The 26,545-nt window shown below is 54.2% G+C and carries 22 protein-coding genes, 1 other RNA gene, 1 pseudogene and 1 other annotated feature; of the genes and pseudogenes, 8 read left to right on the forward strand and 16 right to left on the reverse strand.

What is annotated here, in order from left to right; translation table 11 throughout:
- Positions 1-8 precede the first annotated feature (8 nt).
- Both KNP82_RS04150 and KNP82_RS04155 read left to right on the forward strand, forming a co-directional pair.
- On the forward strand, positions 9-284 hold the full coding sequence (locus KNP82_RS04150; protein WP_021066925.1) for a hypothetical protein: 276 nt from the start codon (positions 9-11) through the stop codon (positions 282-284).
- Entirely contained in the window at positions 281-727 is a 447-nt protein-coding gene (locus tag KNP82_RS04155) for a hypothetical protein (RefSeq protein ID WP_021066924.1), read from the forward strand. Before KNP82_RS04150 ends, KNP82_RS04155 begins: the two co-directional genes overlap by 4 nt.
- Before the next feature lie 44 nt (positions 728-771).
- Here the strand turns inward: KNP82_RS04155 and KNP82_RS04160 are convergent, their stop codons facing one another.
- The 4 genes from KNP82_RS04160 to cymR are packed head-to-tail and all read right to left on the reverse strand — an operon-like array spanning position 772 to position 4,128.
- Positions 772-1,437: a tetratricopeptide repeat protein gene (locus KNP82_RS04160; protein WP_214713886.1), complete on the reverse strand. Its 666-nt coding sequence runs from the start codon at positions 1,435-1,437 to the stop codon at positions 772-774.
- A gap of 4 nt (positions 1,438-1,441) precedes the next feature.
- On the reverse strand, positions 1,442-2,563 hold the full coding sequence (gene mnmA, locus KNP82_RS04165) for a tRNA 2-thiouridine(34) synthase MnmA (protein WP_214713888.1): 1,122 nt from the start codon (positions 2,561-2,563) through the stop codon (positions 1,442-1,444).
- Positions 2,564-2,566: 3 nt separating this feature from the next.
- Positions 2,567-3,703: a cysteine desulfurase family protein gene (locus KNP82_RS04170; RefSeq protein WP_058763255.1), complete on the reverse strand. Its 1,137-nt coding sequence runs from the start codon at positions 3,701-3,703 to the stop codon at positions 2,567-2,569.
- A gap of 17 nt (positions 3,704-3,720) precedes the next feature.
- On the reverse strand, positions 3,721-4,128 hold the full coding sequence (cymR, locus tag KNP82_RS04175; RefSeq protein ID WP_058763254.1) for a cysteine metabolism transcriptional regulator CymR: 408 nt from the start codon (positions 4,126-4,128) through the stop codon (positions 3,721-3,723).
- Positions 4,129-4,188: 60 nt separating this feature from the next.
- Between cymR and KNP82_RS04180 the strand changes: the two genes are divergently transcribed.
- Complete coding sequence (locus KNP82_RS04180) at positions 4,189-5,496, forward strand: replication-associated recombination protein A (protein WP_214827135.1); 1,308 nt, start codon at positions 4,189-4,191, stop codon at positions 5,494-5,496.
- A gap of 24 nt (positions 5,497-5,520) precedes the next feature.
- On the opposite strand, the gene KNP82_RS04185 is transcribed toward KNP82_RS04180, so the two are convergent.
- The 3 genes from KNP82_RS04185 to KNP82_RS04195 all read right to left on the reverse strand — a co-directional run bounded on the left by KNP82_RS04185 (position 5,521) and on the right by KNP82_RS04195 (position 7,860).
- On the reverse strand, positions 5,521-6,288 hold the full coding sequence (locus KNP82_RS04185; protein WP_021066918.1) for a tRNA threonylcarbamoyladenosine dehydratase: 768 nt from the start codon (positions 6,286-6,288) through the stop codon (positions 5,521-5,523).
- A gap of 95 nt (positions 6,289-6,383) precedes the next feature.
- Positions 6,384-6,570: non-coding RNA, 6S RNA (ssrS, locus tag KNP82_RS04190), on the reverse strand.
- Between the two features lie 75 nt (positions 6,571-6,645).
- Positions 6,646-7,860: a DASH family cryptochrome gene (locus KNP82_RS04195; RefSeq protein WP_214713892.1), complete on the reverse strand. Its 1,215-nt coding sequence runs from the start codon at positions 7,858-7,860 to the stop codon at positions 6,646-6,648.
- 343 nt (positions 7,861-8,203) lie between these two features.
- On the opposite strand from KNP82_RS04195, the gene KNP82_RS04200 reads away from it, so the two are divergent.
- Positions 8,204-8,851, forward strand: a complete 648-nt coding sequence (locus KNP82_RS04200) for a YczE/YyaS/YitT family protein (protein ID WP_214713894.1) — start codon at positions 8,204-8,206, stop codon at positions 8,849-8,851.
- Between the two features lie 121 nt (positions 8,852-8,972).
- Here KNP82_RS04200 and KNP82_RS04205 read toward each other — a convergent pair whose 3' ends face one another.
- Positions 8,973-10,685, reverse strand: coding sequence for an ABC transporter ATP-binding protein (locus KNP82_RS04205; RefSeq protein ID WP_214713896.1), 1,713 nt, complete (start codon positions 10,683-10,685; stop codon positions 8,973-8,975).
- Between the two features lie 118 nt (positions 10,686-10,803).
- Here KNP82_RS04205 and KNP82_RS04210 point away from each other — a divergent pair, with 118 nt between their 5' ends.
- The 3 genes from KNP82_RS04210 (at position 10,804) to KNP82_RS04220 (ending at position 12,282) form a co-directional block, all read left to right on the forward strand.
- Positions 10,804-11,154, forward strand: a complete 351-nt coding sequence (locus KNP82_RS04210; protein ID WP_021066911.1) for an iron-sulfur cluster biosynthesis family protein — start codon at positions 10,804-10,806, stop codon at positions 11,152-11,154.
- Positions 11,127-11,345: a hypothetical protein gene (locus KNP82_RS04215; RefSeq protein ID WP_125318019.1), complete on the forward strand. Its 219-nt coding sequence runs from the start codon at positions 11,127-11,129 to the stop codon at positions 11,343-11,345. Before KNP82_RS04210 ends, KNP82_RS04215 begins: the two co-directional genes overlap by 28 nt.
- Positions 11,346-11,430: 85 nt before the next feature.
- On the forward strand, positions 11,431-12,282 hold the full coding sequence (locus KNP82_RS04220; RefSeq protein WP_021066909.1) for an alpha/beta fold hydrolase: 852 nt from the start codon (positions 11,431-11,433) through the stop codon (positions 12,280-12,282).
- Positions 12,283-12,322: 40 nt separating this feature from the next.
- On the opposite strand, the gene aspS is transcribed toward KNP82_RS04220, so the two are convergent.
- From aspS to secD, 7 genes and pseudogenes are all read right to left on the reverse strand, one after another.
- On the reverse strand, positions 12,323-14,095 hold the full coding sequence (gene aspS / locus KNP82_RS04225) for an aspartate--tRNA ligase (protein ID WP_021066908.1): 1,773 nt from the start codon (positions 14,093-14,095) through the stop codon (positions 12,323-12,325).
- Positions 14,092-15,372 (reverse strand): histidine--tRNA ligase, encoded by a 1,281-nt coding sequence (gene hisS, locus KNP82_RS04230; protein WP_021066907.1) that lies wholly within the window; start codon positions 15,370-15,372, stop codon positions 14,092-14,094. The genes aspS and hisS overlap by 4 nt, the downstream gene beginning before the upstream one ends.
- A gap of 39 nt (positions 15,373-15,411) precedes the next feature.
- Positions 15,412-15,646, reverse strand: a binding site (T-box leader).
- Between the two features lie 38 nt (positions 15,647-15,684).
- Positions 15,685-16,128, reverse strand: coding sequence for a D-aminoacyl-tRNA deacylase (dtd, locus tag KNP82_RS04235; protein WP_021066906.1), 444 nt, complete (start codon positions 16,126-16,128; stop codon positions 15,685-15,687).
- Between the two features lie 16 nt (positions 16,129-16,144).
- On the reverse strand, positions 16,145-18,334 hold the full coding sequence (locus KNP82_RS04240; RefSeq protein ID WP_021066905.1) for a RelA/SpoT family protein: 2,190 nt from the start codon (positions 18,332-18,334) through the stop codon (positions 16,145-16,147).
- A gap of 189 nt (positions 18,335-18,523) precedes the next feature.
- Positions 18,524-19,042, reverse strand: a complete 519-nt coding sequence (locus KNP82_RS04245; RefSeq protein WP_021066904.1) for an adenine phosphoribosyltransferase — start codon at positions 19,040-19,042, stop codon at positions 18,524-18,526.
- A gap of 1 nt (position 19,043) precedes the next feature.
- Positions 19,044-21,335, reverse strand: coding sequence for a single-stranded-DNA-specific exonuclease RecJ (recJ, locus tag KNP82_RS04250; protein WP_214827138.1), 2,292 nt, complete (start codon positions 21,333-21,335; stop codon positions 19,044-19,046).
- 101 nt (positions 21,336-21,436) lie between these two features.
- A pseudogene (secD, locus tag KNP82_RS15660) lies at positions 21,437-23,651 on the reverse strand (protein translocase subunit SecD).
- 219 nt (positions 23,652-23,870) lie between these two features.
- Here secD and zupT point away from each other — a divergent pair.
- Positions 23,871-24,725 carry a zinc transporter ZupT gene (zupT, locus tag KNP82_RS04265; protein WP_214713899.1) on the forward strand — a complete coding sequence of 285 codons (855 nt, stop codon included), beginning with the start codon at positions 23,871-23,873 and terminating at the stop codon, positions 24,723-24,725.
- Positions 24,726-24,765: 40 nt separating this feature from the next.
- On the opposite strand, the gene KNP82_RS04270 is transcribed toward zupT, so the two are convergent.
- Positions 24,766-26,526, reverse strand: a complete 1,761-nt coding sequence (locus KNP82_RS04270) for a methyl-accepting chemotaxis protein (RefSeq protein WP_021066899.1) — start codon at positions 26,524-26,526, stop codon at positions 24,766-24,768.
- Positions 26,527-26,545: the final 19 nt, after the last annotated feature.

Consider the following 26,545-nt stretch of genomic DNA (forward strand, 5'->3'; position numbering starts at 1 on the left):
TGTGTTTTATGCGTTTCTTCCCACTTCTGATCATGACTGGGTTAACCGTTCTCACGCTCGGACTCTATTTCGTGTTCGATGCGTTTCCTACGCTCGACCGGCCGACTTCGTTTGCCGCCTTATCGTTTTTGTCATTCGGCGCCATGTTGCTCATCTTAACGGATGGGGTACGCCGGACCAAATCAGGAACGGGCGTCGTGTGGAGCTATATCGCGCTCACCGGCGCGTTGTTCGTGACGATTTTTAATGTTTCGGTTTGGATCATCGGGGAGGTGGCGTCATGACGCTCATCTTACCAGAATGCATCACCGGCTTTTCATACGGCGACTGCCCCGCCCCCGAGTTCGATGATCAATCGTTCCGAACGGTTTGTTTCGATTACGCCCGTCGTAAAGGTGGGACGTGTAGCATCATCCTCGGGGACTCGGTCACCCCGAACTATGACCAAGCGACCATCACCATCCGTGGACGTAGCATCTATGTGCTGCTCAGCAGAGTTTATCCCGTCATCGGCATCTCAAAATATGAACCGTTTCAGTACGAGTATATCGATGTGCCCGAACTGACCGATTTGTTTCCTGATTTATATCAAATCCCATCAGCGGCGGAGTTGAATGAGCGGTTCGATTTGTCGCTACAGCCGTTTCTGAACAAGGCGGAACGCGGAGAAATCGAATATTGGGAACCAGAAACAATTGGTAACGTCATCTTCCATTATTGGGACTAACAAAAAGCGCCTCTCGCAAACACTGCGAGAAGCGCTTTATTGATTTAGTTACCGAGCAGCTCATCCATTTTCGCTTTCGCGTCATACGCGAGCGCATGGTCCGGTTGCAACTCGAGCACGCGTTCAAGCTCGGCGTACGTCTTGTCTTGTTCTCCGAGGAACGCGTAAGCAATCGCCAAGTTGTAGCGGGCGTCCGTATGGCTCGCGTCGAGGTCGAGCGTATGCTCGAGCGCTTCCACGGCCATATCGAGCTGTTCGTTCTGTGCGAGCGCGAGCCCGTACTGGAACGAAATCTCGACGTCTTCTGGCGCCTGCTTCATCGCCTCGCGAAGACGTGGCAACGCCCGGACGAAATCGCCCATCGCCTTGTACGTCAAGCCGAGCATGAAATGAAGGTCGGCGTCGTTCATCCCGGCAAGGAGCGCCTGACGAAGCGAAGCCTCCGCCAAGTCGAGCTGTTCGAGCTCATAGGCGAGCGCTCCCTTCGCATAATGCGCCGCGCCGAACGCGTTGTCGAGTTCGAGCGCCTTATCGTAAAAGACGATGGCCCGTTCATGGTCACCGATCGCTTGCAGGAGCGTACCCATATTGACGTAACCAGTCGGGTCGGTTGAGTCCGCTTCGATGGCAGCGTTGAACTGCTTGGCCGCCTGTTCGAACTCACCTTGTTGCATCGCTTGGATGCCTAATTCGTTTGCGTTCAAAATCATCACCTCATCCGATATAGTCGAGTCGTTTTCCGTTTCGATACGCTTCGTCAATCGTCGCACCGCCGAGGCAGATGTCGCCATCATAGAAGACGACCGCTTGGCCTGGTGTGATGGCGCGTTGCGGCTCATCAAATTTCACGAGCACTTCGCCATTTTCAAGTGGTGCGATCGTCACGGGTACGTCTTGTTGACGGTAGCGGAATTTCGCCGTAGCCCGGAACTCACCTGTTGGGACGGCACCTGTCCATGACAACTTCGAGGCGAGCAGCGCGTCCGAATAGAGCGCGTCATGATGGAACCCTTGGCCGACGTAGAGGATATTTTCTTCGACGTTCTTGCCGACGACGAACCATGGGTCCCCGTCGCCGCCGATGCCGAGACCGTGGCGTTGACCGAGCGTGTAATACATGAGCCCGTCATGGTTTCCTTTTTGTTCCCCCTCGAGCGTCTGCATGATGCCTGGTTGTGATGGCAAATACTCCGAGAGGAACTCTTTGAAGTTTCGCTCTCCGATAAAGCAGATGCCCGTCGAATCTTTTTTCTTCGCTGTCGCGAGTCCCGCTTCTTCGGCGATGACACGGACGTCTTTCTTGTCCATATGACCAATCGGGAACATCGTCCGCGCGAGTTGGTCTTGTGACAACTGGTTCAAGAAGTACGTTTGGTCTTTATTGTCATCTTTCCCACGAAGGAGTCGATGCTCACCGTCGACATACTCGACCCGTGCGTAGTGCCCGGTTGCGACAAAGTCGGCACCGAGACGAAGCGCGTGATCGAGGAACGCCTTAAACTTGATTTCCTTGTTACACATGACGTCCGGGTTCGGCGTCCGTCCGAGACGGTACTCGGCCAAGAAGTATTCGAATACGCGGTCCCAATATTCTTTCTCAAAGTTGACCGCGTAATAAGGGATTCCGATTTGGTTCGCGACCGCGATGACATCTTCATAGTCTTCGGTCGCCGTACAGACACCGTTCTCGTCCGTATCATCCCAGTTTTTCATAAAGATTCCGATGACGTTATAGCCCTGCTCTTTCAGCAGATGGGCCGTCACCGATGAATCGACGCCGCCTGACATCCCGACGACGACCGTCGTCTCAGCAGGGGTTTTTGTGCGTAAGTTCATTCGTTATCTCACTCCGTTCGTGAATGTCGAGACGACCTCAGAGAGTCGTTCGGCGAGCCGTTCCACGTCTTCGACCGAGTTGCCGTGTCCAAAGCTGATGCGGACGGACTGTTTCGTCCGTTCCGACGTCCCGAACATCGCCGTCAATACGTGTGACGGTTCGATCGACCCGGCCGTGCAGGCACTGCCGCTCGAGATGGCAAAACCGCGCATGTCCATCATGATCAGGAACGGTTCGAGCTCGATGCCCGGGAGATACAAGTTGACGATGTGCGGCAAGCGATTCGCCCCGTTCACGTCATACTCGACTCCAAGTTCATCGAGTCGCCCGAAGAGCGCCTCAGCCATTTGCTGATACGTGCTCACCCGTTCGGCCTGTTCGATTTTGGCCAGTTCGGCCGCTTGTTGGAACCCGACGGCACCCGGAACGTTTTCCGTGCCGGCTCGACGTTTCCGTTCTTGTTGTCCTCCAAAAGAACGCGTCGCTAATTTTACACCTGTTTTCATAAAAAGAAAACCGATACCTTTCGGGCCGTTGATTTTATGGGCCGAGGCCGACAATAAATCGACACCGAGCGCCTTAACGTCAATCGTTTCCGTGCCGAGCGCTTGGACCGCGTCCGTATGGAAATAGGCCTGATGGTCGGCGAGGAGCGCCCCGATTTCCGCAATCGGTTGCAATGTGCCGACCTCGTTGTTGCCGTACATGACCGAGACGAGAATCGTATCGTCCCTGAGCGCAGCACGAACGGAGTCAAGCGTCACCGCACCCGTCGCGTCGACATCGAGATACGTCACATCAAAGCCTTCCCGTTCGAGTTGCTCCATCGCGTGCAAGACGGCGTGGTGTTCGACTTTCGTCGTAATCAAATGTTTGCCTTTATGTTGATTCGCGTACGCCGCGCCGAACAACGCATAGTTGTCCGACTCGGTCCCACCCGACGTGAAGACGATCTCGTTCGAGGTCGCCCCGATCCACGTGGCGAGTGTCCGGCGTGAAGCGTCTAACGCGGCGCGGGCCGTCCGTCCGATGCCGTGGATGCTCGACGGATTACCGTATTGTTCGAGCAAATACGGCGTCATCGCCTCGAGCACCTCCGGACGCATCGGCGTCGTTGCGGCATGATCAAAGTAGTTCATATTCGTTCACCTCACCTTTAAATATAGAACATATAGCCGTCTGAATCTTCTTCAGCAAGATCGGCAAGTGTCGTCTCTTCGAGCACTTTCTCGATTGCGGCTTTGATTTTATCCCATAGCTTCCGTTTCACGGCGTCATCTGCCTCTGAATCTTCGACAATCGTGAGCGGGCCTTCGAGCAGACGGATGATTTCTCCCGCCGTGATGTCCGTCGCCGGTTTGACGAGCTGATAGCCGCCATACGCCCCGCGCACGCTCTTGACGAGACCACCGTTGCGGAGTGGACCGATCAATTGCTCTAAGTAATGTTCCGGCAGTTCATGCCGGGCCGCAATCTTTTTCAAGCTGAGCGGTTTGTTGTCCGTTTCCCGAGCCAGTGCGATCATGATCGTCAATCCATAACGACCTTTTGTAGATATTTTCATCTTCATGTCTCCTTCTGCTATACTAATCGAACAAACGTTTGTCGAAAGGAATGTGTACGTATGAGTGATTTATTTCAGCAATCGAATAGCGGCCCACTCGCCAATCGGATGCGGCCGGAAACGTTAGACGAAGTCATCGGTCAACGCCACATCATCGGCGAAGGCAAATTGTTGCGCCGGGCCATCGAGGCCGACCGTCTCGGCACGATCATCCTGTATGGACCGCCGGGAACGGGCAAGACGACGCTCGCCCGCGTCATTTCAAATTATACGAAAGCGACGTTCGTCCAATTGAACGCCGTCACGGCCAAACTTGATGAACTACGAAGTGTCATCCGTGAGGCCGAGTCCCGGTTCGACTTCGAACAAGAACGAACGATTTTATTTTTAGACGAGATTCATCGTTTCAATAAATTGCAGCAAGACGCCCTGCTCCCGGCACTCGAGGCCGGAAAGCTCATCTTGATCGGGGCGACGACCGAAAACCCGAGTTTCGAGGTCAACGCGGCGTTGCTGTCGCGCGCGACCGTGTTTCGGCTCGAACCGCCTGGACCAGACGAACTTCGTGTCGTTTTGGAACGGGCTCTAGCTGATCAAAAGGGACTTGGCAATTATCCGATCAAGATTGAGGAAGCCGCCGTGGAGCATTATATCAAAATGGCGGACGGTGACTACCGCGTGCTGTTGAACGCACTCGAACTGGCCGTGTTGACGACACCCGAGATTGACGGCAAAATCGACATCACGCTCGAAGTCGCCGAAGAGTCGATTCAACAAAAAGCAATCAAGTACGACAAGACGGGCGACCGGCATTATGACGTCATCTCGGCGTTCATCAAGTCGATTCGTGGCTCAGACCCGGACGCGGCTCTATACTGGCTCGCCGTCATGATCGAGGCCGGTGAATCACCGCGCTTCATCATGCGCCGGCTCTACGTCCATGCGGCCGAAGATATCGGGCTCAGTGACCCGAACGCGCTCGTCATCGTCGATGCGGCCGCCCGCGCGAGCGAACATGTCGGTTTCCCGGAAGCGCGCATCCCGATGGCACAGGCCGTCCTTTATCTTGCGACGGCACCGAAATCGAACGCGGTCATCACCGCCATCGACAAGGCGATTCATCACGTCCGTACCGTCGAGGGCGGTCCGGTCCCGGTCCATCTCCGCGACGCCCATAGCCCGGGTGCCCGTGAGCTCGGCAACGGTGCCGGCTACAAATACCCGCACGACGAGAAAGATGGCTACGTCCCGCAAAACTATTGGCCAGAGAATCTGGCCCGGAAACGTCCTAAATATTATACGCCGACGAGCCGTGGCTTCGAGCAACAGCTGCAAAAACGGCTCGACTATTGGGAAAAACGACGCTGACTCTGATGAGCCGGCGTCGTTTTTTCATTTCTGGATGCGGTTGATCTCGACACCCGCTGTCTCGAGCATTTGATTGATGACATAGCCCGCAGCGACGAGGCCGGCGACCGACGGGACGAACGCGTTCGAACTCGGCGGCATCTTCGCTTTACGGATCGGGGCATCTTTCTTCCCGACGACCTCGTTCACGTCTTCGCGTGTCACGATCGGTGACTCGTCCGAGAAGACGACCGGGACGCCTTTATGGATACGCTCTTTACGGAGACGTGTCCGGACCATCTTGGCGATCGGGTCGTACGTCGTATCCTTGATGTCGACGACTTTGATGCGCGTCGGGTCCATCTTGTTGGCCATGCCCATGCTCGAGATGACCGGGATGCCCCGGCGTTTGCACTCGACGATCAAATGAATCTTATAGATAATCGTATCCGAGGCGTCGATGACGAAATCGAGGTCTTGGGCGAAGAATTCTTCGAACGTCTCTTCTGTATAGAACATTTTCAGTTTGACGAGCTCGAGCTCCGGGTTGATGTCGAGGAGACGTGTTCCCATCGCTTCGACTTTCGGTTGCCCGACCGTCGACAAGAGCGCGTGGATTTGGCGGTTGACGTTCGTGATGTCGATGTCATCCTTATCGACGAGGACGATGCGTCCGACTCCGCTCCGGGCAAGTGCCTCGGCCGCGAACGACCCGACACCGCCGACACCGAGGATGGCGACCGTCTTCCCTTTTAATGCTTCTAAACCTTCTTGACCGATGGCCAACTCATTACGTGAAAACTGGTGTAACATACTCTTCCTCCAAATGAATCCTATTTTCTCACACTATTTTACTCGGAATTATAATCAAAAAAAAGACGTCTAGCGACGTTTTTACAATAAAATCGATGGGACCCGGAGTGCCGTGACGATGCCCTGCTTTTGAACCTGCTTAAGCAGGTGGGTGACCTAGCGTCCCCTTCACAAGTCCTCCTGCACGTGATGAGGCAGTTGATCTGGATGGCAGTTCGGTCTCCCGTATTCAAAGTGTTGGCTCAAAATAACGAAGGCGGCTCTCGTACACCTCAGGTATCCCATCTGTTGCCCTTACTATAGCACTGTCTGTAAAAAGAAGTCAATCAGAAACGACGACTTCTTATGACAGTTTCGTCACAACCAGCTGTTACGAAACGCACCGGTCGGGTCGTACGTATCTTGTTGCCGCGTGACGTTGAAACGGCGATCTCTCGAGTCGTTGCCGACGCCGGCCTGGTACGCCCAATTGCCGGTATTGCTGGCAACATCATAGTCGATCAGCATCGATTCGAAATACGACGCGCCGATACGCCAGTCCTGCCCGAGCTCTTTCGCAAAATAGCTCGCGACGATTTGACGCCCCCGGTTTGACATCCATCCCGTCGCGTTCAATTCGCGCATGAACGCATCGACGAAGTCGACGCCCGTCTCTCCCGCTTGCCAACGCCCGATGACGTCATCGTCCACGCGCCATGTCTTCTGTTTCGAACGGATGCCTTGGGCGCGGAACAGTCGTTTCCCTTGCTCGAGGGCGACCCATTGGAAGAACTCGCGCCAGAGCAGCTCGAAATAGAGCCAATACGTCGACTCGTTCGCCCCGTGTGACCGCTCATGTTGCTCGAGCTCGTGCAGCACCCGGCGCGGTGACAACGAGCCGTTGGCAAGATAAGCCGACAGTTTCGATGAGTCGTCGACCCCGAAGCCGTTCCGTGTTTCTTTATACGTCCGGACCGGACCGGCCAAATAGGCACCGAGACGTGCTCGCCCCGACCGTTCCCCACCTTTGAACGGGAACGCAGTCCGTGCGTCATGTCCCGGCTGTGTATAAGCGACCGGAAAGTCGATGGCACGCCATTCCATCGCAGGCGAGCGTTCGACCAATCGGTCCGGTCTCGCATCAGCCTCGACCGCTTTTCGGAATTCGGTGAAGAGGAATGGCAGCTTCTCAAACGGAATCGCTTCCCGCGGGTAGAGGGTGAACCCATCGAACGCCTGACATTCGCCTTGCCACGAGGTCATGACCTCACGTTCACGTCTCCGTTCGTTATAACCGATCGACCGTTGGAACAATAAGCGGTCGGTCGATTCGAAGACGTCGAGTGGATGTCCGACATGGGCGAACAGCGGGATGCCGAGCGCTGCGAGCGAACCGGCCAAGTCGTCGAGTGCCTCGTTCAAAAACTGGAGTCGCCGCGGCCCGAGCGGAATATGGCCGAACCGATTTTCAATGAGCTCTTCTTCCGGAATGACGTAATGTCCCTCAATCGGATCGTCATGACGGAGTGCCTCCTCGAGCGGACGATGGTCGTCGACCCGCAAATCGTTTTGATACCAGATAATCGTCTTCATCTTTTTTGCCTCCTTCCCTATTATGAGACATGGCTACCGGTGTTCGCTTAGACGAAACTGTAGGAAACATGTTTTCATTTCCGAAACAGGTGGAATATACATCATTAGAACAGAAAGGGGTGCAGCAACATGGCTAGAAAAGGTAAATTTGGTACACTCATTAAAGTCGCGACGGCGGTCGCACCGTTCGTCTACGATTACTATAAAAAGAACAAAGCAAAAAAAGCATCGACACCTAAAAAGTGAGCCAAGCGCTTCGGACCTCGTCCGAGGCGTTTTTTTCTTGTGTGTAAACGAGATATGATATGATGATGGGACATTTTAGGGAATCGAGGCGACCATCATGCACGCGGTATGGGTACAATCTTTACGAATCAGTTTGAAATGGGCGTTATTCATGGGCGGCCTGTTCCTGCTCGCCCTCGGGTCGTCGATGATGATCACGGCCGACCTCGGCGTGTCGACATGGGACGTGCTCCATCTCGGGCTCGCCCGGCACACCCCGATTTCCGTCGGGACGATCATCTTACTCGTCGGTCTCTTGCTCGTCTTCTGCAAGTACATACTGGACCGGATTCGGCCCCAGTTCGGGACGCTCGTCAACGCCGTCTTCGTCGGCGTGTTCATGAACTTGATTCTCGACCAGCATTGGTTGCCGCAGCTCGACGGCATCGCGCTCAACATCGCCTGGCTCATCCTCGGCATCTTCGTCATCGGGATGGGTGCCGGGTTGTACGTCGCCATCGGTTATGGGGCCGGCCCACGGGACGGATTGACGCTCGCCTTGGCCGACCGGTTCAACACGTCGGTCCGCATGATGCGGACGTGGATGGAACTGACGGCCTGCCTCATCGGCTGGGTGCTCGGCGGACCCGTCTTTTTCGGAACGGTTCTGTCGATTTTCCTGATTGGCCCGTTCTTCCAGTTTTGGCTTGAACAGTTCCGGCGGCTCGTCTCGGTCATTGATCGCGCAAAAGTGGATCCAGTATAAAAAAGAGGGGGAGTTGGACTTAACGTCCAGCTTCCCCTCTTTTGTTGATGAAAACTGATAGTTCGGTTCGACTATTTAACTGTACGGCATGCTGTTTACAAACATGAGCGAGTTGTCAAGTTTACAACTGTTGGCGCTTTAAAAGTCCTGCGAACACGCCGCCTTTTGCGCTTAATTCATCGTGCGTCCCGTCTTCGACGATGCCGTCGACGTTAACGACGAGGATGCGGTCGGCGTTTTTTACCGTCGCCAAACGGTGGGCGATGATGAGCGTCGTCCGGTCGGCTGCGAGCTCATTCAGCGAATCTTGAATGATCGCTTCCGTCTCTGTGTCGAGCGCGGACGTCGCCTCGTCTAAAATCAAGATCGGCGGATTTTTGAGGAACATCCGGGCGATGGCGATCCGTTGTTTCTGTCCGCCCGACAGTTTCAAGCCCCGCTCCCCAATCTGTGTATCAAGGCCGTACTGCAACTCGTCGACGAGCGAGTTCAAATGCGCTTTCTCGACTGCATGCATGATTTCTTCATCGGTCGCGTCCAGCTTCCCGTAAGCGATATTCTCACGGAGCGTTCCCGCGAACAAGAACACGTCCTGTTGCACGATGCCGATTTGGCGACGCAGGCTCTCTTTCGTCATATCGCGGATGTCCATGCCATCAATTGTGATGGCACCGTTCGTCACATCATAAAAACGCGGGATGAGTGAACAAATCGTTGTCTTCCCGGCCCCGCTCGTCCCGACGAGGGCGACCGTCGTACCCGACTTGATGTCGAGGTCGATGTCGGTCAATACTTGGCGATAGTCCGAGTAGCCGAACGAGACGTTATGGAAAGCGATATCGCCTTTTAGCGTCGTGACGTCGACGGCGTCCGGACGGTTCTCGATATCCGGTGCCTCATCTAACAGTTGCGTGAAGCGTTTGAAGCCGGCCATTCCTTTCGGATACATCTCAAGGAGCGCCGTGATTTTCTCAATCGGCTTGATGAGCAAGTTCATATAGAGGATAAACCCGACGAGCTGTCCGTAAGACAGTTGCCCTTGATACGTCAAGTATGCCCCGTAGACGAGTACGAGCAGCGTCATGAGCCGCGTCGTGATGTAGATGCCGGCGAGCGACTTACTCATGACTTGGTATGCCTCGATTTTCGAGCCGCGATAGAAGTTGTTGTCTTTTTGGAACCGTTTGATTTCGAACGACTCGTTCGTGAACGATTGGACGACACGTGCGCCGGAGACGCTGTCCTCGACGCGGGCGTTCACTTCGCCGATGTTCGTATACATCTTTTGCCACGCCTTGTTCATGTTTTTGTTGGCGTACGTGATCATGATGACGAGGAACGGCACGGCGACTACCGTCACGAGCGCGAGTTGCGGGTCAATCGAGAACATGATCCCGAATGCACCGAGGAGCGTCATGATGGCGATGAAGAAATCTTCAGGACCATGGTGCGCCACTTCGCCGATATCGAACAAGTCGTTCGTCACCCGACTCATCAGATGGCCGGTCTTATGATTATCGAAGAACCGGAACGACTGTTTATGGATGTGGGTGAACAGCTCTTCCCGCATATCGGTCTCGATATTGATGCCGAGCTTATGCCCCCAATAGTTGACGACGTACTGCATCATCATGGCGAGTATGTAAAGAATCAATAGGCCGATGCTGATGATGATAATCCAATTCCATTCCCCACCCGGCAACAGGTCGTCGATGAACCATTGTACGGCGAGCGGAAAACCGAGCTCGAGCAGGCCGACGAGGATGGCGAACGAGAAATCGAGAATGAATAACTTCTTATGTGGACGGTAATAACTAAAAAAACGTGAGATCATGTCGTTTCCCCCTTCTAAACAAATAGTTTACGCCTTTTTGCAGGAAGTGGAAAACGGGAAGCACGTCTTTTTCAATCTTTTTTCCAGCGAGGTATAATAGACATAAGGAGTGATACCCATGAACGTACAAATTACAGAACGCGCTCAGGCGCGGATTGATGCCTTAAAAGGCGACCGTGACGGACAGATGCACTTGTTTTATGAGACGGAAGGTTGCGGCTGTGGCAATAGCGGCATCTTCGAGATTCGCTACGTGACCGAGACGACACCAGAAGATGTCGAGATTGATTCGAACGTCGGCCCGATTCTCATTAAGAACTGGACGAAAATCTTTTTGGACGAGGACATGATCATTGACTATCGTGACGATAAACGGACGCTCGTCTTGAAGAGTAACGGCCAAGTGTTCAACTCGAACTTACTCGTGACCGATGGGACCGGTTGCCAGTTGAACGTCCCGAGCCGATGAAGCAGGCGTTACGCGATCATCCGAGCCTCTGGCTTTGGTTTATCCTCAGCTTCGGGCTCGGCCTGTTCGGCATTTACCTGGCGTTCGCGGACTCGGTCTATACGATGACGGCCGTGATCGCCTCGCTGTTCGCCTTCGGATTCGCGCTTCAGCGAACGGCGAAAAAGATGAATGACCAAGAGGAAAACTAACAACAGATAAAGAAATGAAGAGAAGGTGTCGGACAATTCGGTCGACCCTTCTTTTTTAATACATACGATTTGGAGGAATTTGAAATTGAAACGCTATATGATTCATTGCCAGGACATCGATGTCCGCGTCACCGAATGGGGCGAACGCGACAAGCCAGTCATCTTTTGTTTGCACGGCCTAGGCAGTACAGCACTCAGTTTCATCGAAGTTGCGGACAAATTGCAATACGACTTCCGCATCCTTGCGATTGATGCACCAGGTCATGGGATGTCCCAATCTTTTCAGAACGAGCATGCATACGACTTCCCTCGCTTTTGTGAGTGGCTGAATCAAGTGCTCGACATGCTTGATGTGAACCGTTTTTATTTCCTCTCCCATTCCTGGGGGTCTTTCATCCACCTCTACTATTTGATCGATCAAGGCGACCGCGTCGACGGTTCAATTTTGATTGATGGTGGGTATCAAAGTAAGCGGCTGCGCGGACGCTCTTCAGAGAAAGAGGCGGCGTATTACGAAACAGATTTTGAAGTTTTTTGTGAGACTTGGGGCGAATTCGAATCGATGGCGGTCTACGATGGGATCTCGAGACGTTCCCCACTCCTAGATTTGGCCGCGCAAGACCTTGCCGTACATAGAGACAACCGATACTATTGGCACGCTCGCGGAAAAACTGGTGCAGCCATCATTCGATCGATGTATCGCGATGAGGTGCTCGATTTTTCAAGCCGGGTGCAATCGAACTCGATCATCCTGTTGCGGGCGACGCTTCCAGAAGCAGATGAGCCATTTAAAATCGATGCATCGAATCAAATCGCCGAATTGACCGGTGCCGTCGTCAAACCCGTCCCATCCGCTTCACACATGCTCCATTGGGAAAATCCAGATCGTGTCGTTCAAGAAATCAAAGAAAACTGGGTCACATCTGTTTCCGTGTAAGTAAAAGGAGGTTCGCCGCGGCGAACCTCCTTTTGATGGCTTATTTCTTCTCTTTCAATGCGGTACGAATCGACAACTCTTGGAGTTGCGCGTCCGCGACCGGGCTTGGTGCTTGTGTGAGCAAGTCGCTCGCCGACGCCGTTTTCGGGAAGGCAATCGTGTCACGAAGGTTCGAACGACCCGCGAGGATCATGACGAGACGGTCGAGACCGAGCGCGATACCTGCGTGCGGCGGTGTGCCATATTCGAACGCTTCGAGCAAGAAGCCGAACTGGTCGACTGCTTCTTGTTCTGTGAAGCCGAGCAATTTGAACATGCGCTCTTGAATGTCACGCTCATAAATCCGTTGCGAGCCGCCACCGAGCTCATAGCCGTTCAAGACGAGGTCATAGGCAAGGGCGCGTACGCTCGCTGGATCCGTCTCAAGCAAGTGGAGGTCTTCACGGTTTGGCATCGTGAACGGGTGGTGGTTGGCGTAGAAACGGCCGTCTTCTTCTTCGAACGTGACGAGAGGGAAGTCCGTCACCCAAAGGAAGTTGAACTTCGACTCGTCGATGAGCCCGAGCTCATGACCGAGCTTGACGCGAAGCGCGCCGAGGCTGTCGGCGACGACTGTCGGTTTTGATGCCACGAAGAGGAGCAAGTCGCCCGCTTCCGCGTTCGTCGCTTCCATCAACTTCTGAGCGTACGTCTCGTCGAAGAACTTGGCGATCGGTCCGTTCAAGCCTTCTGGCGTCACTTTGAGCCAAGCGAGGCCTTTCGCGCCGTAGACGGCCGTGAACTCTTGAAGCTTGTCGATATCTTTACGCGAGAACTTGTCCGCCTCGCCTTTGACGTTGATCGCTTTGACTTGTCCGTTCGACTCGAGCGCCATGTCGAACACTTTGAAGCCGGCGCCTGTGACGGCGTCCGCGACGTCAATCAGTTCAAGACCGAAACGTGTGTCCGGTTTGTCTGAACCGAAACGGCGCATCGCTTCTTCGTGCGTCATCCGTTCGAACTTGGCTGGCGTGTCGGTGCGACCGAGCGTCGCTTCCATGACTTGCGCCATCATCGATTCCATCATCGCCATCAAGTCTTCGACGTCCATGAAGCTCGTCTCGATATCGACTTGCGTGAATTCCGGTTGACGGTCGGCCCGAAGGTCTTCGTCACGGAAGCAGCGTGCGATTTGGAAGTAACGGTCGAATCCAGCCACCATGAGGAGCTGCTTGAACAACTGCGGTGATTGCGGGAGCGCGTAGAATTCGCCGCCGTGCACACGGCTTGGGACGAGATAGTCACGCGCGCCTTCTGGTGTCGACTTCGTCAAAATCGGCGTCTCGACTTCAAGGAACTCCTCTTCCGTCAAGAAGTTACGGATCGTGTTCGACGCCTTCGAGCGGAGACGGAACGTCTCTTGGAGCGCCGGACGACGGAGGTCGAGGTAACGGTATTTAAGACGGAGGTCTTCCGATACGTTCTCGGCCTCGTCACCGATTGGAATCGGCGTCATCTTCGCCGCGTTCAAGATGTTGATTTCAGAGGCGATGACTTCAATGTTCCCGGTCGGCATATTCGGATTCTTGTTCTCACGTTCGAGGACAGTTCCCTTAATATCAAGTACGTATTCGCTGCGGATCGACTCGGCGAGCTTGTGCACCGCTTCATTTTCCGGGCGAACGACGACTTGGACGATGCCTGTGCGGTCACGAAGGTCGATGAAGATGAGGCCTCCGAGGTCGCGACGTTTTTGTACCCATCCTTTCAATTGTACGTCTTGGCCGATCAGTGATTCTGTCACGCGGCCGTTCATATGTGTGCGTCCGATCATTGTCCTGCTCCTTCCGATAGTTCACGAATTTTGTCTGCGACAGCCGATAGCGGCACGTCGACTTGTTCCCCGGTCGCCATGACCTTGAGGGAGGCCGATCCGCGCTCGACTTCATCGTCTCCGAGGATGACGGTGAACTTCGCGTTCAAGCGGTCGGCTTGTTTGAATTGTCCTTTGAACTTGCGGCCGAGATAGTCACGGTCCGCCTTGAAGCCTTCGATGCGAAGCAGTTGCAACAGGCGTGTCGCCGTCACTTCGACTTCTGATCCGCCTTGGGCGACGACGAAGACATCAAGTCCCGTCTCGAGTGCCGGGAGCACCCCTTCATTCTCGAGAGCGAGGATGAGACGCTCGAGCCCGATCCCGAAACCGATGCCCGGCATGTCCGGTCCACCGATGTCTTGGACGAGACCGTTATAGCGTCCACCGCCGCATAGCGTCGTGATGGCGCCGAAGCCTTCTGCCTCTGACATGATCTCGAACGCTGTGTGCGTATAGTAGTCAAGACCGCGGACGAGCGTAGGGTCGACGACGTAGGCGACACCGAGCGCATCCAAGTGCGCGAGTACTTTCTCGAAGTACGTCTTCGATTCTTCGTTCAAGAAGTCGAGAATCGACGGTGCCGACTTCATCGACGGATGGTCGCGGTCGACTTTACAGTCGAGGACGCGAAGCGGGTTTTGGTGCAATCGCGTTTGGCAATCTTGGCACAGCTCGTGCTGGACCGGTTCGAAGTGACGGATGAGCGCTTCGCGGTGAGCGTTGCGGCTCTCGGCGTCACCGAGCGAGTTGACGACGACCTTGATTTGCTTCAGGCCGAACGATTTGTAAATCGTGTAGGCGAGGCTAATCACTTCTGCGTCGACGGCAGGGTCACTGCTACCGATCGCCTCGACACCGTATTGGTGCAGTTGGCGGAACCGGCCTTTTTGTGGACGTTCGTAGCGGAACATCGGTCCCATGTAGTACAGTTTCGTCGGCTGGTCGGGGCTGCCGAACAGCTTGTTCGTGACGAAAGCGCGGACGACCGAGGCCGTCCCTTCCGGACGGAGCGTATACTCGTCCTTACCTTTCTTGACGAGCGTGAACATCTCTTTTTGGACGATGTCCGTCGTCTCGCCGACGCTGCGTGTGAACAGGTCGGTCGTTTCAAAAATCGGGGTACGAATCTCTTTATAGTTGTAACGGGCGCTGATGTCGCGTAGTTTCTCTTCGACATACTGCCATGTCTCGACCGTGCCCGGAAGCAGGTCTTGTGTGCCGCGTGGTGCTTTCATCTAAATTCCCTCCTTAGAATACAAAAAGGCCCTCGTCCGCAAAGGGACGAGAGCCTGTTAAAGTTTCCCGTGGTACCACCCTCGTTGCAGAGCCATAATCGATACTCTGCCACTCGAAATCGGTTAACGCCCGATGAAACGGCTCCCCCTACTAAGAGTTCAAGGAAGCACCTCCAAAGTGTCGTTCGGGTCATCATCCAGTCGATGCTTTCAGCCTCGGCATCGCTCTCTTTGCTGGTGGGGTGACCGTACTTTTCTTTATCGTAGGTTTTAGGTTATATGGTTCATGATGCCGAATCACGCCTGCTTCTGTCAAGCGTTTTTTTCGAGCATGAGCGTGACCGGACCGTCATTGACGAGCGCGACATCCATCATCGCCCCGAACTTCCCGGTCTCGACGACGAGCCCGTGCGTCCGCAAACGCTCGTTGAACTTCTCGTAAAGGCGTTCGGCGATATCCGGTTTCGCCGCTTGCGTGAACGCGGGGCGACGGCCTTTGAGCGTGTCCCCGTAAAGCGTGAACTGCGACACGGATAACACTTTGCCGGCGACGTCTTGAATCGATAAGTTCATCTTCTCGTCCGCGTCCTCGAAGACACGGAGTCCGGCCACCTTGTCGGCGAGCCAGTTCACTTCCGTCTCAGTGTCCTCGTGGGTCACCCCGACGAGGAGCAAATAACCGGCCTCGATTTGACCGATCGTCTCCTCATCGACGGTGACGGATGCTTCTTTTACTCGTTGCAACAATACACGCACAGAAATCTTCCTTTCGTCACGTCATCATGACTCGGCTGACCGAGTACACGTCCGAGATTTGCTTAATCCGGTCGACGACTTTTTGCAAATGGTTCACGTTCGGAATCGAGATCGTCATCGAGATACGGGCCTGTTTGTTCTGGTCCCCGCGTCCGCTCACCGCCACGATGTTCGTGTTCGTCGCCGAGACGGCTTGGAGCACGTCGTTCAACAAACCGGAACGGTCGTAGCCGGTGATCTCGATGTCGACGTTATAGTTCTTCTCCTTCGCCTGACCGACTTCCCACTCGACCGTGAGGAGTCGCTCCGGGTGCTGCTCATTGATGATGTTCAAGCAGTCCTTCCGGTGAATCGACACGCCGCGTCCACGTGTGATATACCCGACGATTTCATCGCCCGGCACTGGGTTACAGCAGCGGCTCATGCGGATCAGCATGTTGTCAATCCCTTTCACCGAGACGCCGGCCTCGGCCGTCTTCTTCTTCGGCGACTGACTGACTTTCAATTCGTTGATCGCGTCCGACAGCTCGAGTTTTGGCTCTTTGCGCTGCTTCTCCGTCAACTTGTGGGCGACTTGGGCGGCCGTGATGCCATGATAGCCGACCGCGGCGTACATCTCTTCCTCGTTCCCGAAGTTGAACTTCTCGACGACGACGGCGAGCGACTGGTCATCGATTACTTCTTTCGGCTCGAAGCCGAGCTTCTTAATCTCGACGTCGACGAGCTCTTTGCCTTTCTCGACGTTCTCTTCACGCTGTTGGCGCTTGAACCATTGGCGAATCTTGTTCTTCGCCTGGCTCGAGACGGCGAGTTTGAGCCAGTCCTTGCTCGGTCCATAGCTATGTTTCGACGTGATGATCTCGATGATGTCACCTGTCTCGAGTTTATGGTCGAGCGGCACCATCCGTCCGTTCACTTTCGCCCCCGTCATCCGGTGACCGATCTCGGTATGGATGCGGTAGGCGTAATCGATCGGGACCGAGCCTTTCGGCAACTCGAAGACGTCGCCTTTCGGTGTGAAGACGTAGAGCATATCGCTGAAGAAATCGACTTTGAGCGACTCCATGAACTCCTCGGCGTCGGTCGTATCTTTTTGTAGCTCTAAAATCTCGCGCAAATGGGCGATCTTTTCATCGAACCCGTTCGTCGCGACACTCTTTCCTTCTTTATAGGCCCAGTGCGCGGCAATCCCGAACTCGGCGATGAAGTGCATGTCCTTCGTGCGGATTTGCACTTCGAGCGGCTCACCCTTCGGTCCGATCACCGTCGTGTGAAGCGACTGATACATGTTCGGTTTCGGCATGGCGATATAATCCTTGAACCGGCCCGGCATCGGCTTGTATTGCGTGTGGATGATGCCGAGGACGGCGTAGCAGTCGCGAATCGAATCGACGATGATGCGGACCGCCATCAAGTCATAAATCTCATTGAACTCTTTCTTATGCTTCACCATCTTGTTGTAAATCGAGTAGATGTGCTTCGGACGACCGTTGACGTCGGCCTCGATGCTCACGTCCTCGAGGACGGTGTTCACTTCTGTGATGACCGAAGTGACGAGCGCTTCCCGCTCGGTCCGCTTCTGTTTCATCATCGAGACGATTTTATAGTATTGCTGCGGGTTGATATAACGTAACGAAATATCCTCGAGCTCCCATTTGATCGTCGAGATCCCCATCCGGTGGGCGAGCGGCGCGAAAATCTCGAGCGTTTCTTCCGCTTTTTGAACTTGCTTCTCTTTCGGCATATGTTGAAGCGTCCGCATGTTATGCAGACGGTCGGCGAGTTTGATCAAGATGACACGTACGTCTTCAGCCATCGCGATAATCATCTTGCGGTGATTCTCGGCGAGTTCTTCTTTTTTCGATTTATATTTGATTTTACCGAGCTTCGTCACGCCGTCGACGAGCATGGCCACCTCGACCCCAAACTCGTCAGCGAGTTGTTTGAGCGTGATGTCCGTGTCTTCAACGACATCATGAAGAAGCGCACCGATAATCGTCGTCGCGTCTAACCCGATATCAACGAGAATACCGGCCACTTGGACCGGATGCAGAATGTAGGGTTCGCCGGAACGTCGGAACTGACCGGTATGATGTAGTTTTGCGTATTCGTAAGCGCGTCTCACTTCGGCAATCTCGTCTTCACCCATATACTCCCCGAGCGCGTCGAGAAGGTCCTCAATACTTACGATTTGTTTTTTGGTCATAACATTCGACACCCTTTTTCTTACCGCTCCAATCGACTTGGACTCGTCGCAGCATGGTAGTAGTTAACGTGCATGAGTAATGTAATTTTACTTACTATTATCGAAAAAATCTGACGACCTGTCAAAGGTTGTGGGTTATTTTCCTCAAAAACTATTCAAAAACGGGAAGCTAATCGCTTCCCGTCTAGGTCAATCTTCGTAACGGATGAGTGAGAACACGTCGTATCCTTCGAGACGCTCACGTCCACCAAGTCCATCAAGTTCAATTAAGAATCCAATCCCCGCGACGACGCCGCCGAGTTGTTCAATCATTTTGATGGTCGCTTCAATCGTGCCGCCTGTTGCAAGCAAGTCATCCAAGATGACGACTTGTTGGCCCGGTTTGATTGAATCTTTGTGCATCGTCAAAATGTCTGTGCCGTATTCGAGGCCGTATGCGACGCGAACCGTCTCACGTGGCAACTTGCCTTCTTTACGGACCGGGACGAACCCGAGTTCAAGTGCGTACGCTGCCGGGCAACCGACGACGAATCCGCGTGCTTCCGGACCAGCGATGAGTTCAGCACCGCGCTCCTGAGCGTAAGCGATGAGCTCATCGACCGCTTTTTTGTAAGCCGGCCCGTCTTGCATGAGTGACGTGATGTCTTTGAAGCTGATTCCTTCTTTCGGGTAATCCGCTACTTCTTTAATATGCTGTTTGAAATCCATTTTATGTGTAAGCCTCCTGCATCTTGTTCGATCGCAATGATTGTAACCGCTCTTTCAGTTCTGCCAATGACGCATAGATGAAACGCTCCTCGAGTTGGACTCGTCCGACCCGGCGCTTATAACACGGCGCTTCGGTCAAATCGCGTTTCGGCGCTTCTGGATTCACTCCAGGCAGTCCGTCTTCCATTGTAACAAGAAATTCGAGTTCAGAGAATACTTGATGCATAAATTGAATCGTATTTTTTGACCATTTTCGCTCGATTGACAAACGAATCAAGTTTTCGCGCAGGTTTTTCCGTTCGCACGTCGCCATGTGGACGTAGTATGTTCGGAAATCTTCACGCGTCGGCAACTTCTCGAAGAACGAGCCGCCTTGTCCGAACGCACAGTAGATGCGTTCGACGTCCTCGGTCAACAAGTCCGCCAATACGTCTTCCTCGTCCGGCAAATCGAGCAAGACGACAAACGGCTTGAGCGGCGTATCAAGGTCGTGGAGCGGGAAGTCGTCCCGCCCTTGGAACGAGATGAACGACGTCGTGTCGCCCGGGAGCTGTTTCAATTCGTCGAGCGAATTTTTCTTGCCCCGATAATCGAACACTTGGAACCCGTCGACACGGATGTCTTGAATCATGAGCTGCGGCTTGCGCATCCCGTTCCATTCATTTACTTGCAGACTGCCCATGACCGAGACGTGGGCCATCTTCGAGATTTCAGAGACGACGTGACCGAAACCGAAGCCGATGCCATCAAGTTCCCGCTTATCCCCGGCGAGCTGAACCTTCAAATGGGTGTTGTCGCGCCCGATTTGACGGATATCGCGAAGTCTAGCGTCTGCCACGACGACACGCGGTGACGGATTACCCATCCCGAACGGGGCGAGCTTGCCAATCTCTGAAATCAAGTCGAGCGACACATCGTTCACGTCGAGCTTCAAGTCGACGTTGACGCGGGCGACGAACGTCTCGTCCGGAATCGATTCGGCTTGTTCGTTCAGACGACGGCGCAGTTCGGCCACGTTTTCCGATAACAACGTCATCCCGGCTGCGGCCGGGTGGCCACCGAAGTGCGGCAAGATGTCTTCGTTCTTCGATAGTTCTTTGAACAAGTCGAAACCGTCAATCGACCGGCCCGACCCTTTCGCCTTCCCTGTCTTCGGGTCATGGCACAATAGGATGACCGGACGATAGTACGCCTCGACGAGACGTGAGGCGACGATTCCGACGACGCCTGGGTTCCAGCGTTCACTGGCGACGACGAGGACGCGGTCGTCCGTCATCGAGGCTTCGACGAGTTCCGTCGCTTCTTTGGCGATCGTCTTGACGATGTCTTGGCGTTCTTTGTTCTGTTTGTCGAGCTGTTGTGCCAGTGCGAGCGCTTCTTCCTCGCTCTCGGCGAGCAACATCTGGAGCGCCGGCATCGCCGAGTCGAGACGACCGGCGGCGTTGATGCGCGGACCGAACGCGAACCCGACCGATTCCTCGTTCAATGTCCCGTCCGTCAACGCACACACTTCACGGAGCGCCAAAATACCCGGGCGTTTCGAATCATCGAGCGCCTTGAGCCCGAGCTTGGCGAGCAGACGGTTCTCCCCATCGAGCGGGACGAGGTCGGCGATCGTGCCGAGGACGGCCAAGTCGAGAAGCTCGTCCGGCATCCGGTCGAGCACGGCGTGCGCCACTTTGAGGGCGACGCCTGCCCCGGCGAGTTTGTCGTACGGATACGACGGGTCGATATGAGGATGGATGATAGCGAACGCATCCGGTAACGTCTCTTTCGGTTCGTGGTGGTCGGTGATAATCAAGTCGACACCGAGCTCTTTTAAGAGCGCTGCTTCTTCAATCCCCGAGATGCCGCAGTCGACCGTGATGATGAGGGTGAACCCTTCACCGGCGGCCCAGCTGAACGCCTCTTTGTTCGGTCCGTAGCCTTCGGTGAACCGGTTCGGGATATAGCATTCCGCCATGACGCCAATCTCGGTCAAGGCGTGCCACATGACGGCCGAGGCGCTGACGCCATCGACGTCATAGTCGCCATAGATGAGCACCATCTCGCCTTCGTCGGCCGCCCGTTTCAAGCGTTCGACGACTTTTGGCATCTGTTCAAATAAAAACGGGTCGTGGAACGTCAATTCATCCTCGACGTATAAAAACGCCTTGGCCGCCTCGACGTAGCGGTGCCCCCGTTGTGTGAGGAGCGTCGCGAGTTGCTCCGATATATTCAGTTCTGTTTGTAACAGTTCAACAGACGTTGTATCCGTCTCCGGATACACCCAACGTTTCTTCGCATGATACATAATGCCTCACTCCAATCAATTGTAGATTATATCAGAACGAGCGAGTGAAGTGCCGTCTTGACATTCAAAAAGGTCCCCCGATTAATTCGGGAGACCAGTGGTTACGCCTCTGGGGCAGCTGATTTCTTTTTGTTGAGCGACATGCCTTTGATGAGCAACCAAAGGTATGAGGCGATGAAGATCGACGAGTACATTCCCATGATGAGGCCGACGAGAAGCGCGAGCGAGAAGCCGCGAATCGATTCGGCGCCGAAGATGTACAAGGCGATGACGGTGAACAATACAGTGACGACCGTGTTGATCGAGCGGACGATCGTCTCTTGAATCGCTTTGTTCACGAGCATACGGTACTCGTCCATCGTCTTGATTTTCCGTTCTTTCTCATACGCTTGAATGTTCTCGCGCACCCGGTCGAACGTAACGATCGTATCGTTGACCGAATACCCGATAATCGTCAAGATAGCGGCGACGAAGTACAAGTTGACCTCGATGCCAAAAATCGAGAACGCCACAAGCATGAAGAACGCATCGTGGAGCATGGCGACGACGGTGGCGACACCGTAAGAGAATTGGAAGCGGAACGTGATATACAAGATAATCCCGAGCGATGCGAGCGAGACGGCATAAATCGCATTACGGGCGATGTCTCGGCCAACCTCGGCTGAGACGGTGCTGATGTTCGGGTCGTTCCCGAACGTCTCCGTGAACACAGTCTTCACCGAAGCGACTTCATCTTGAGTGAGCTGCCCGACGAACGTCACGTTCGCGAGCGTCCCGCCTTCTGCATATTGGACAGAAGAGATGTCTTCATCCACGCCTGCCTCGGTGAAGGCGGCCGCTAAATCGTCTTGCGACACTTGCGACTCGGTCTGGACTTCGACCCGCGTTCCAGACGCGAAGTCGATTCCGAGGTTCAAGCCGCGGAAGAACAAGATCCCGAGCCCGATGATGACGACGGCACATGAGATGAGGAACAACGTGCGCATCGGTTTAATATAGTTTAATTCAGTGAGCTTAAAGTTCACGGATTTCACTCTCCTTCACACCAAACCAGCCTTTGCGCTTGTCGAAGAGACGACTTGCGACGAGGAGGTGCATCAAATAGCGCGAGATGAAGACGTTCGAGATGAACGTCATCGCGATCGAGATCATGAGCATGAGCGCGAACCCTTTGACGGAACTTGTTCCGAAATAGAACAAGACCGCTGCCGAGATGAGCGTCGTCAAGTTGGCATCGATAATCGTACTGAGCGAGCGACGGTTACCGGCACGGAACGCCGATAGGACCGACTTCCCTGAGCGGAGTTCGTCTTTAATTCGCTCGGCCGTGATGATGTTGGCATCGACTGCCATACCGATACCGAGGACGAGACCGGCAATCCCTGGGAGCGTCAAGACGGCGTTAATCCCGTTAAAGAACAACATAATCAAATTGATATACAAAATGAGTGTGAGGATCGAGACGAGACCGGGTAAACGATAGAAGAACAACATGAACAAGAAGATAGCGACGACACCGATGACCGAAGCGAATACAGTCTTCTCAAGTGCATCTTGACCGAATTGGGCCGAGACCGACGTCGAGTACTTCTCTTCAAGTTTGACCGGGAGTGCCCCGGCGTTCAAGATGTCAGCGAGACGTTGACCACTCTCGGCGTCGATATCCCCACCGGAGATGATGGCTTTATCCGAAAGAATCGGTCCGTTGACCGAGGCGTCCGAGACGATTTTCGAGTTCTCTTTTTGAATCTCTTCTTCGTACGAGTCACCTTCCTCATAATCGAGCCAGATGACAAGGCGGTTTTCCGGTGCCGGGCGCTGAGCGATCTCAGACGTCACTTCACCGAACTGTTCTGCCGATTGGAGTGTCAATTCAACGACCGGGTTGCCTTGCTGATCGTAGCTGATTGAGGCACCGCGCGGCGCGAGATCTTTTCCGTCGAGCAGGACGTTGTCATCGATGTCGCGGAACGTAAGCTGCGCCGTCGACGAGAGCACTTCTCGGGCATCGTTTTGATTCGATACACCCGCGAGTTGGACACGGATCCGGTTATCATCCTCAATCCGAATGTCCGGTTCAGACACACCGAGCACGTTGACCCGGTTGTTGATAGCGCGAACGGTTGCATTCATCGCAGATTGATCGATGACATCGCCGTCTTCAAGCGGCTGGACTTCGTACAGCACTTCAAATCCGCCTTTGAGGTCAAGGCCAAGGTTCGTGTTCTTCACGACCCATGGTGTCGTCAAGACGGCGAGTAGGATCGTTGCAATCATGATGACCGCAAAGATCGCGATATTCCCTTTTTTGTACATACGACAAATTCCTTTCTAAACACATGTTCTCGTAAAAAAACTTCTCTCGTTAACATTACAAATATTCTAAACATTTATCAATCGTTTTCCTAAAATTGTAACACGGAAGCGTTGATTTCCCACGCTTTTTTTGCGCATGCGACTAAAAGTTGCATTAGGGCAAAACTTGAGCTATGATGTGATTATCAACTTACACTACACGTAAAGGAGTCCTTTTCAATGGATAGCACGATTATCTATGCCTTTTTACTGACGTTGTTCGCGGGACTCGCGACGGGGATCGGAAGTATGATCGCCTTCTTCGCCAAACGGACCAACACAGCCTTCTTGTCGGTGTCCCTTGGCTTCTCAGGCGGGGTCATGATTTACGTATCCTTTATCGAGATTTTCCCGAAAGCGCTCGTTGAGCTCGTCGGTGCCCATGGTGAGCAGACCGGGACACTTTATACGGTCCTCGCGTTCTTCGGCGGCATGCTGTTGATCGCCTTGATCGACAAGTTCATCCCGTCTCCCGAGAACCCGCATGAAGTCAAATTCGTCGAGACGATGCAAAACGACCCGTCGTCCCAAGAACTCGCGACGACGGCGACCGAACGCGTCCCATTGAATCACGAGACGAAACAGCGGCTTCATAAGATGGGAATCTTCATGGCACTCGCCATCACCATCCATAACTTCCCGGAAGGTTTGGCCACGTTCATCTCGGCTCTCGATGACCCGGCCGTCGGTTTAGCGATCGCCATCGCTATCGCACTGCACAACATTCCGGAAGGGATCGCCGTCTCGGTCCCGATTTACTACGCGACCGGCTCTCGGAAGAAGGCGCTGAAACTGTCCTTCTTATCCGGACTCGCCGAACCTCTCGGCGCGGCCGTCGGCTTCCTGTTGTTGATGCCGTTCTTGAGCGACACGGTGTTCGGAATCATCTTCGCGGCTGTCGGCGGCATCATGGTGTTCATCTCGCTTGATGAATTGCTCCCAGCCGCCCGTGAATACGGACGGGCCCACCATGCGGTGTACGGCATGGTCGCCGGTATGATGGTCATGGCAGCCAGTCTGATTTTGTTAATGTAACCGAAACAGCGTCCCCTCGATTGTCGAGGAGACGCTGTTTTTATGCCTTGAATAAGTGGACGAGGTCTTTCAACTCGACCGACATATGACTCATCGTCTCGGCGATGCCGTTGATTTCTTGAATCGCGGCGAGTTGCTCTTCGACGTTCGCGCCCGCCTCTTCGACGCTTCGTTGCGTTGAGACGGCGTTCGTTGACATATCTTCGACCGAGACGGCGACCTCGGTCGTGTTCGCACTTACTTCTTCTGTCGCTGCCGCAATCTCACTCATTTGACGGGACGTCTCTTGAATGACGGTGACGATTTCACGGAACGCACCGGCGACTTCGCCCATTTGGATCACACCGCTTGTCACATGCTGGCTCGTGACATCGAACGCCGCCTCGACTTCCGACGTGTCGCGCTGAATATCGACGACGACCGCTTGAATCTGTTTTGCCGACTGTTTCGATTCTTCGGCCAGTTTTCTGACCTCGGCCGCGACGACGGCAAACCCTTTGCCGTGTTCCCCGGCCCGAGCCGCTTCAATCGCCGCGTTCAAGGCGAGCAGGTTCGTCTGTTCCGTGATGGCCGTGATGGAACGAGTGATTTTCTCAATCTCGAGCGATTGATTCGATAAGCGCTCGACCATCTGTTGCGTCAAGTCGTTCGCTTGTTGAATCTCCCGCATCTGCTGCTCGGCCAACTGAATTGTCTCCAGTCCCCCACTCGCCGCTTCGAGTGTATGAATCGTCTGCTCGTTCACGCCTTGCGAGGCAGCGGCGATTTGGTTCAAGCCGACGACGGCTTGATTGACGCCGGACGTCCCTTCTTCGGCCCGTTTCGCCGACACTTGGGCGGCAAGGTTCATCTGTTCAAATAGACCGGCTACACCTTGCGTCGTCGTGGCGACGTGGTCCGTGCTGGCATACAGTTCTTCCGAGTAGGCCGTCACTTTGTCTGAGGCCGCCCCGACTTGACGAATCAAGCCGACAAGGTTGCGTTTCATATCGTTGAACGCCGTGACGAGGTCACCGAGCTCATCGTTCGAACCGACCTCGATATCACCCCCGGTCAAATCACCTTCGGCGACGACGCGCGCTTCGTTCACGAGTCGATTGATCGGCTTCAAGAACAACTTTTGGAGTGCTACTAATGAAAGTAGACCGACAGCGACGCCGATGATGCTGATGACAACCATCCAGATGATCGACTGCCCGGCACTCGCCTGGACCGCTTCCGACTCAGCTGCGAGCGCTTCGCCTTGATACGTGACGAGGTCGGTCACCGTCATCCGGACGCGATCCGTCGTCGGTGTCACGCTCGTATTGAGCACCGTCTTGTATCCGATCTCGTCTTGTTGTTGACGGAGGTCGATGACGCGCGCCATTTCCGTGTCGAGATGTTGATTGAACTTCTCAAGATCACCGATCCAGGCGATGACTTTCGAATCTGACGACGACTGCTTGAGCGTATCCATCAGTTCGTCACGTTTTGTCTGCGCCGCTTCGAGACTAATCAGTGTCTTCGGGTTCGAGACGAGCAGATAGTAGTTCAAATAACGCTCGGCATCGGTCACGGTCAACGCCAAATCTTCGGCGACGAGCATATCTTGGAGCCGCTCGTTCAAGACGCGGTCATACTCTGACGTCGCATTCTGTAATTGATACGAGCCGAGCGCACCGACGATCAATAAGGCGATCAGTGTCGGCACGAGCGCCATCGCCATCTTACGGCGCATCGACGAGCGTCCTTTCACGCGGTCAGGGCGACGTCGTACCTTCCAATTTTTGAGTGGGCGTAGCAATCGTTTCACATCCATGTCTTCTTCTCCTTCTTTC

The organism is Exiguobacterium sp. s26 (assembly GCF_018618235.1).
In the GTDB taxonomy this organism is placed as follows: domain Bacteria; phylum Bacillota; class Bacilli; order Exiguobacteriales; family Exiguobacteriaceae; genus Exiguobacterium; species Exiguobacterium chiriqhucha.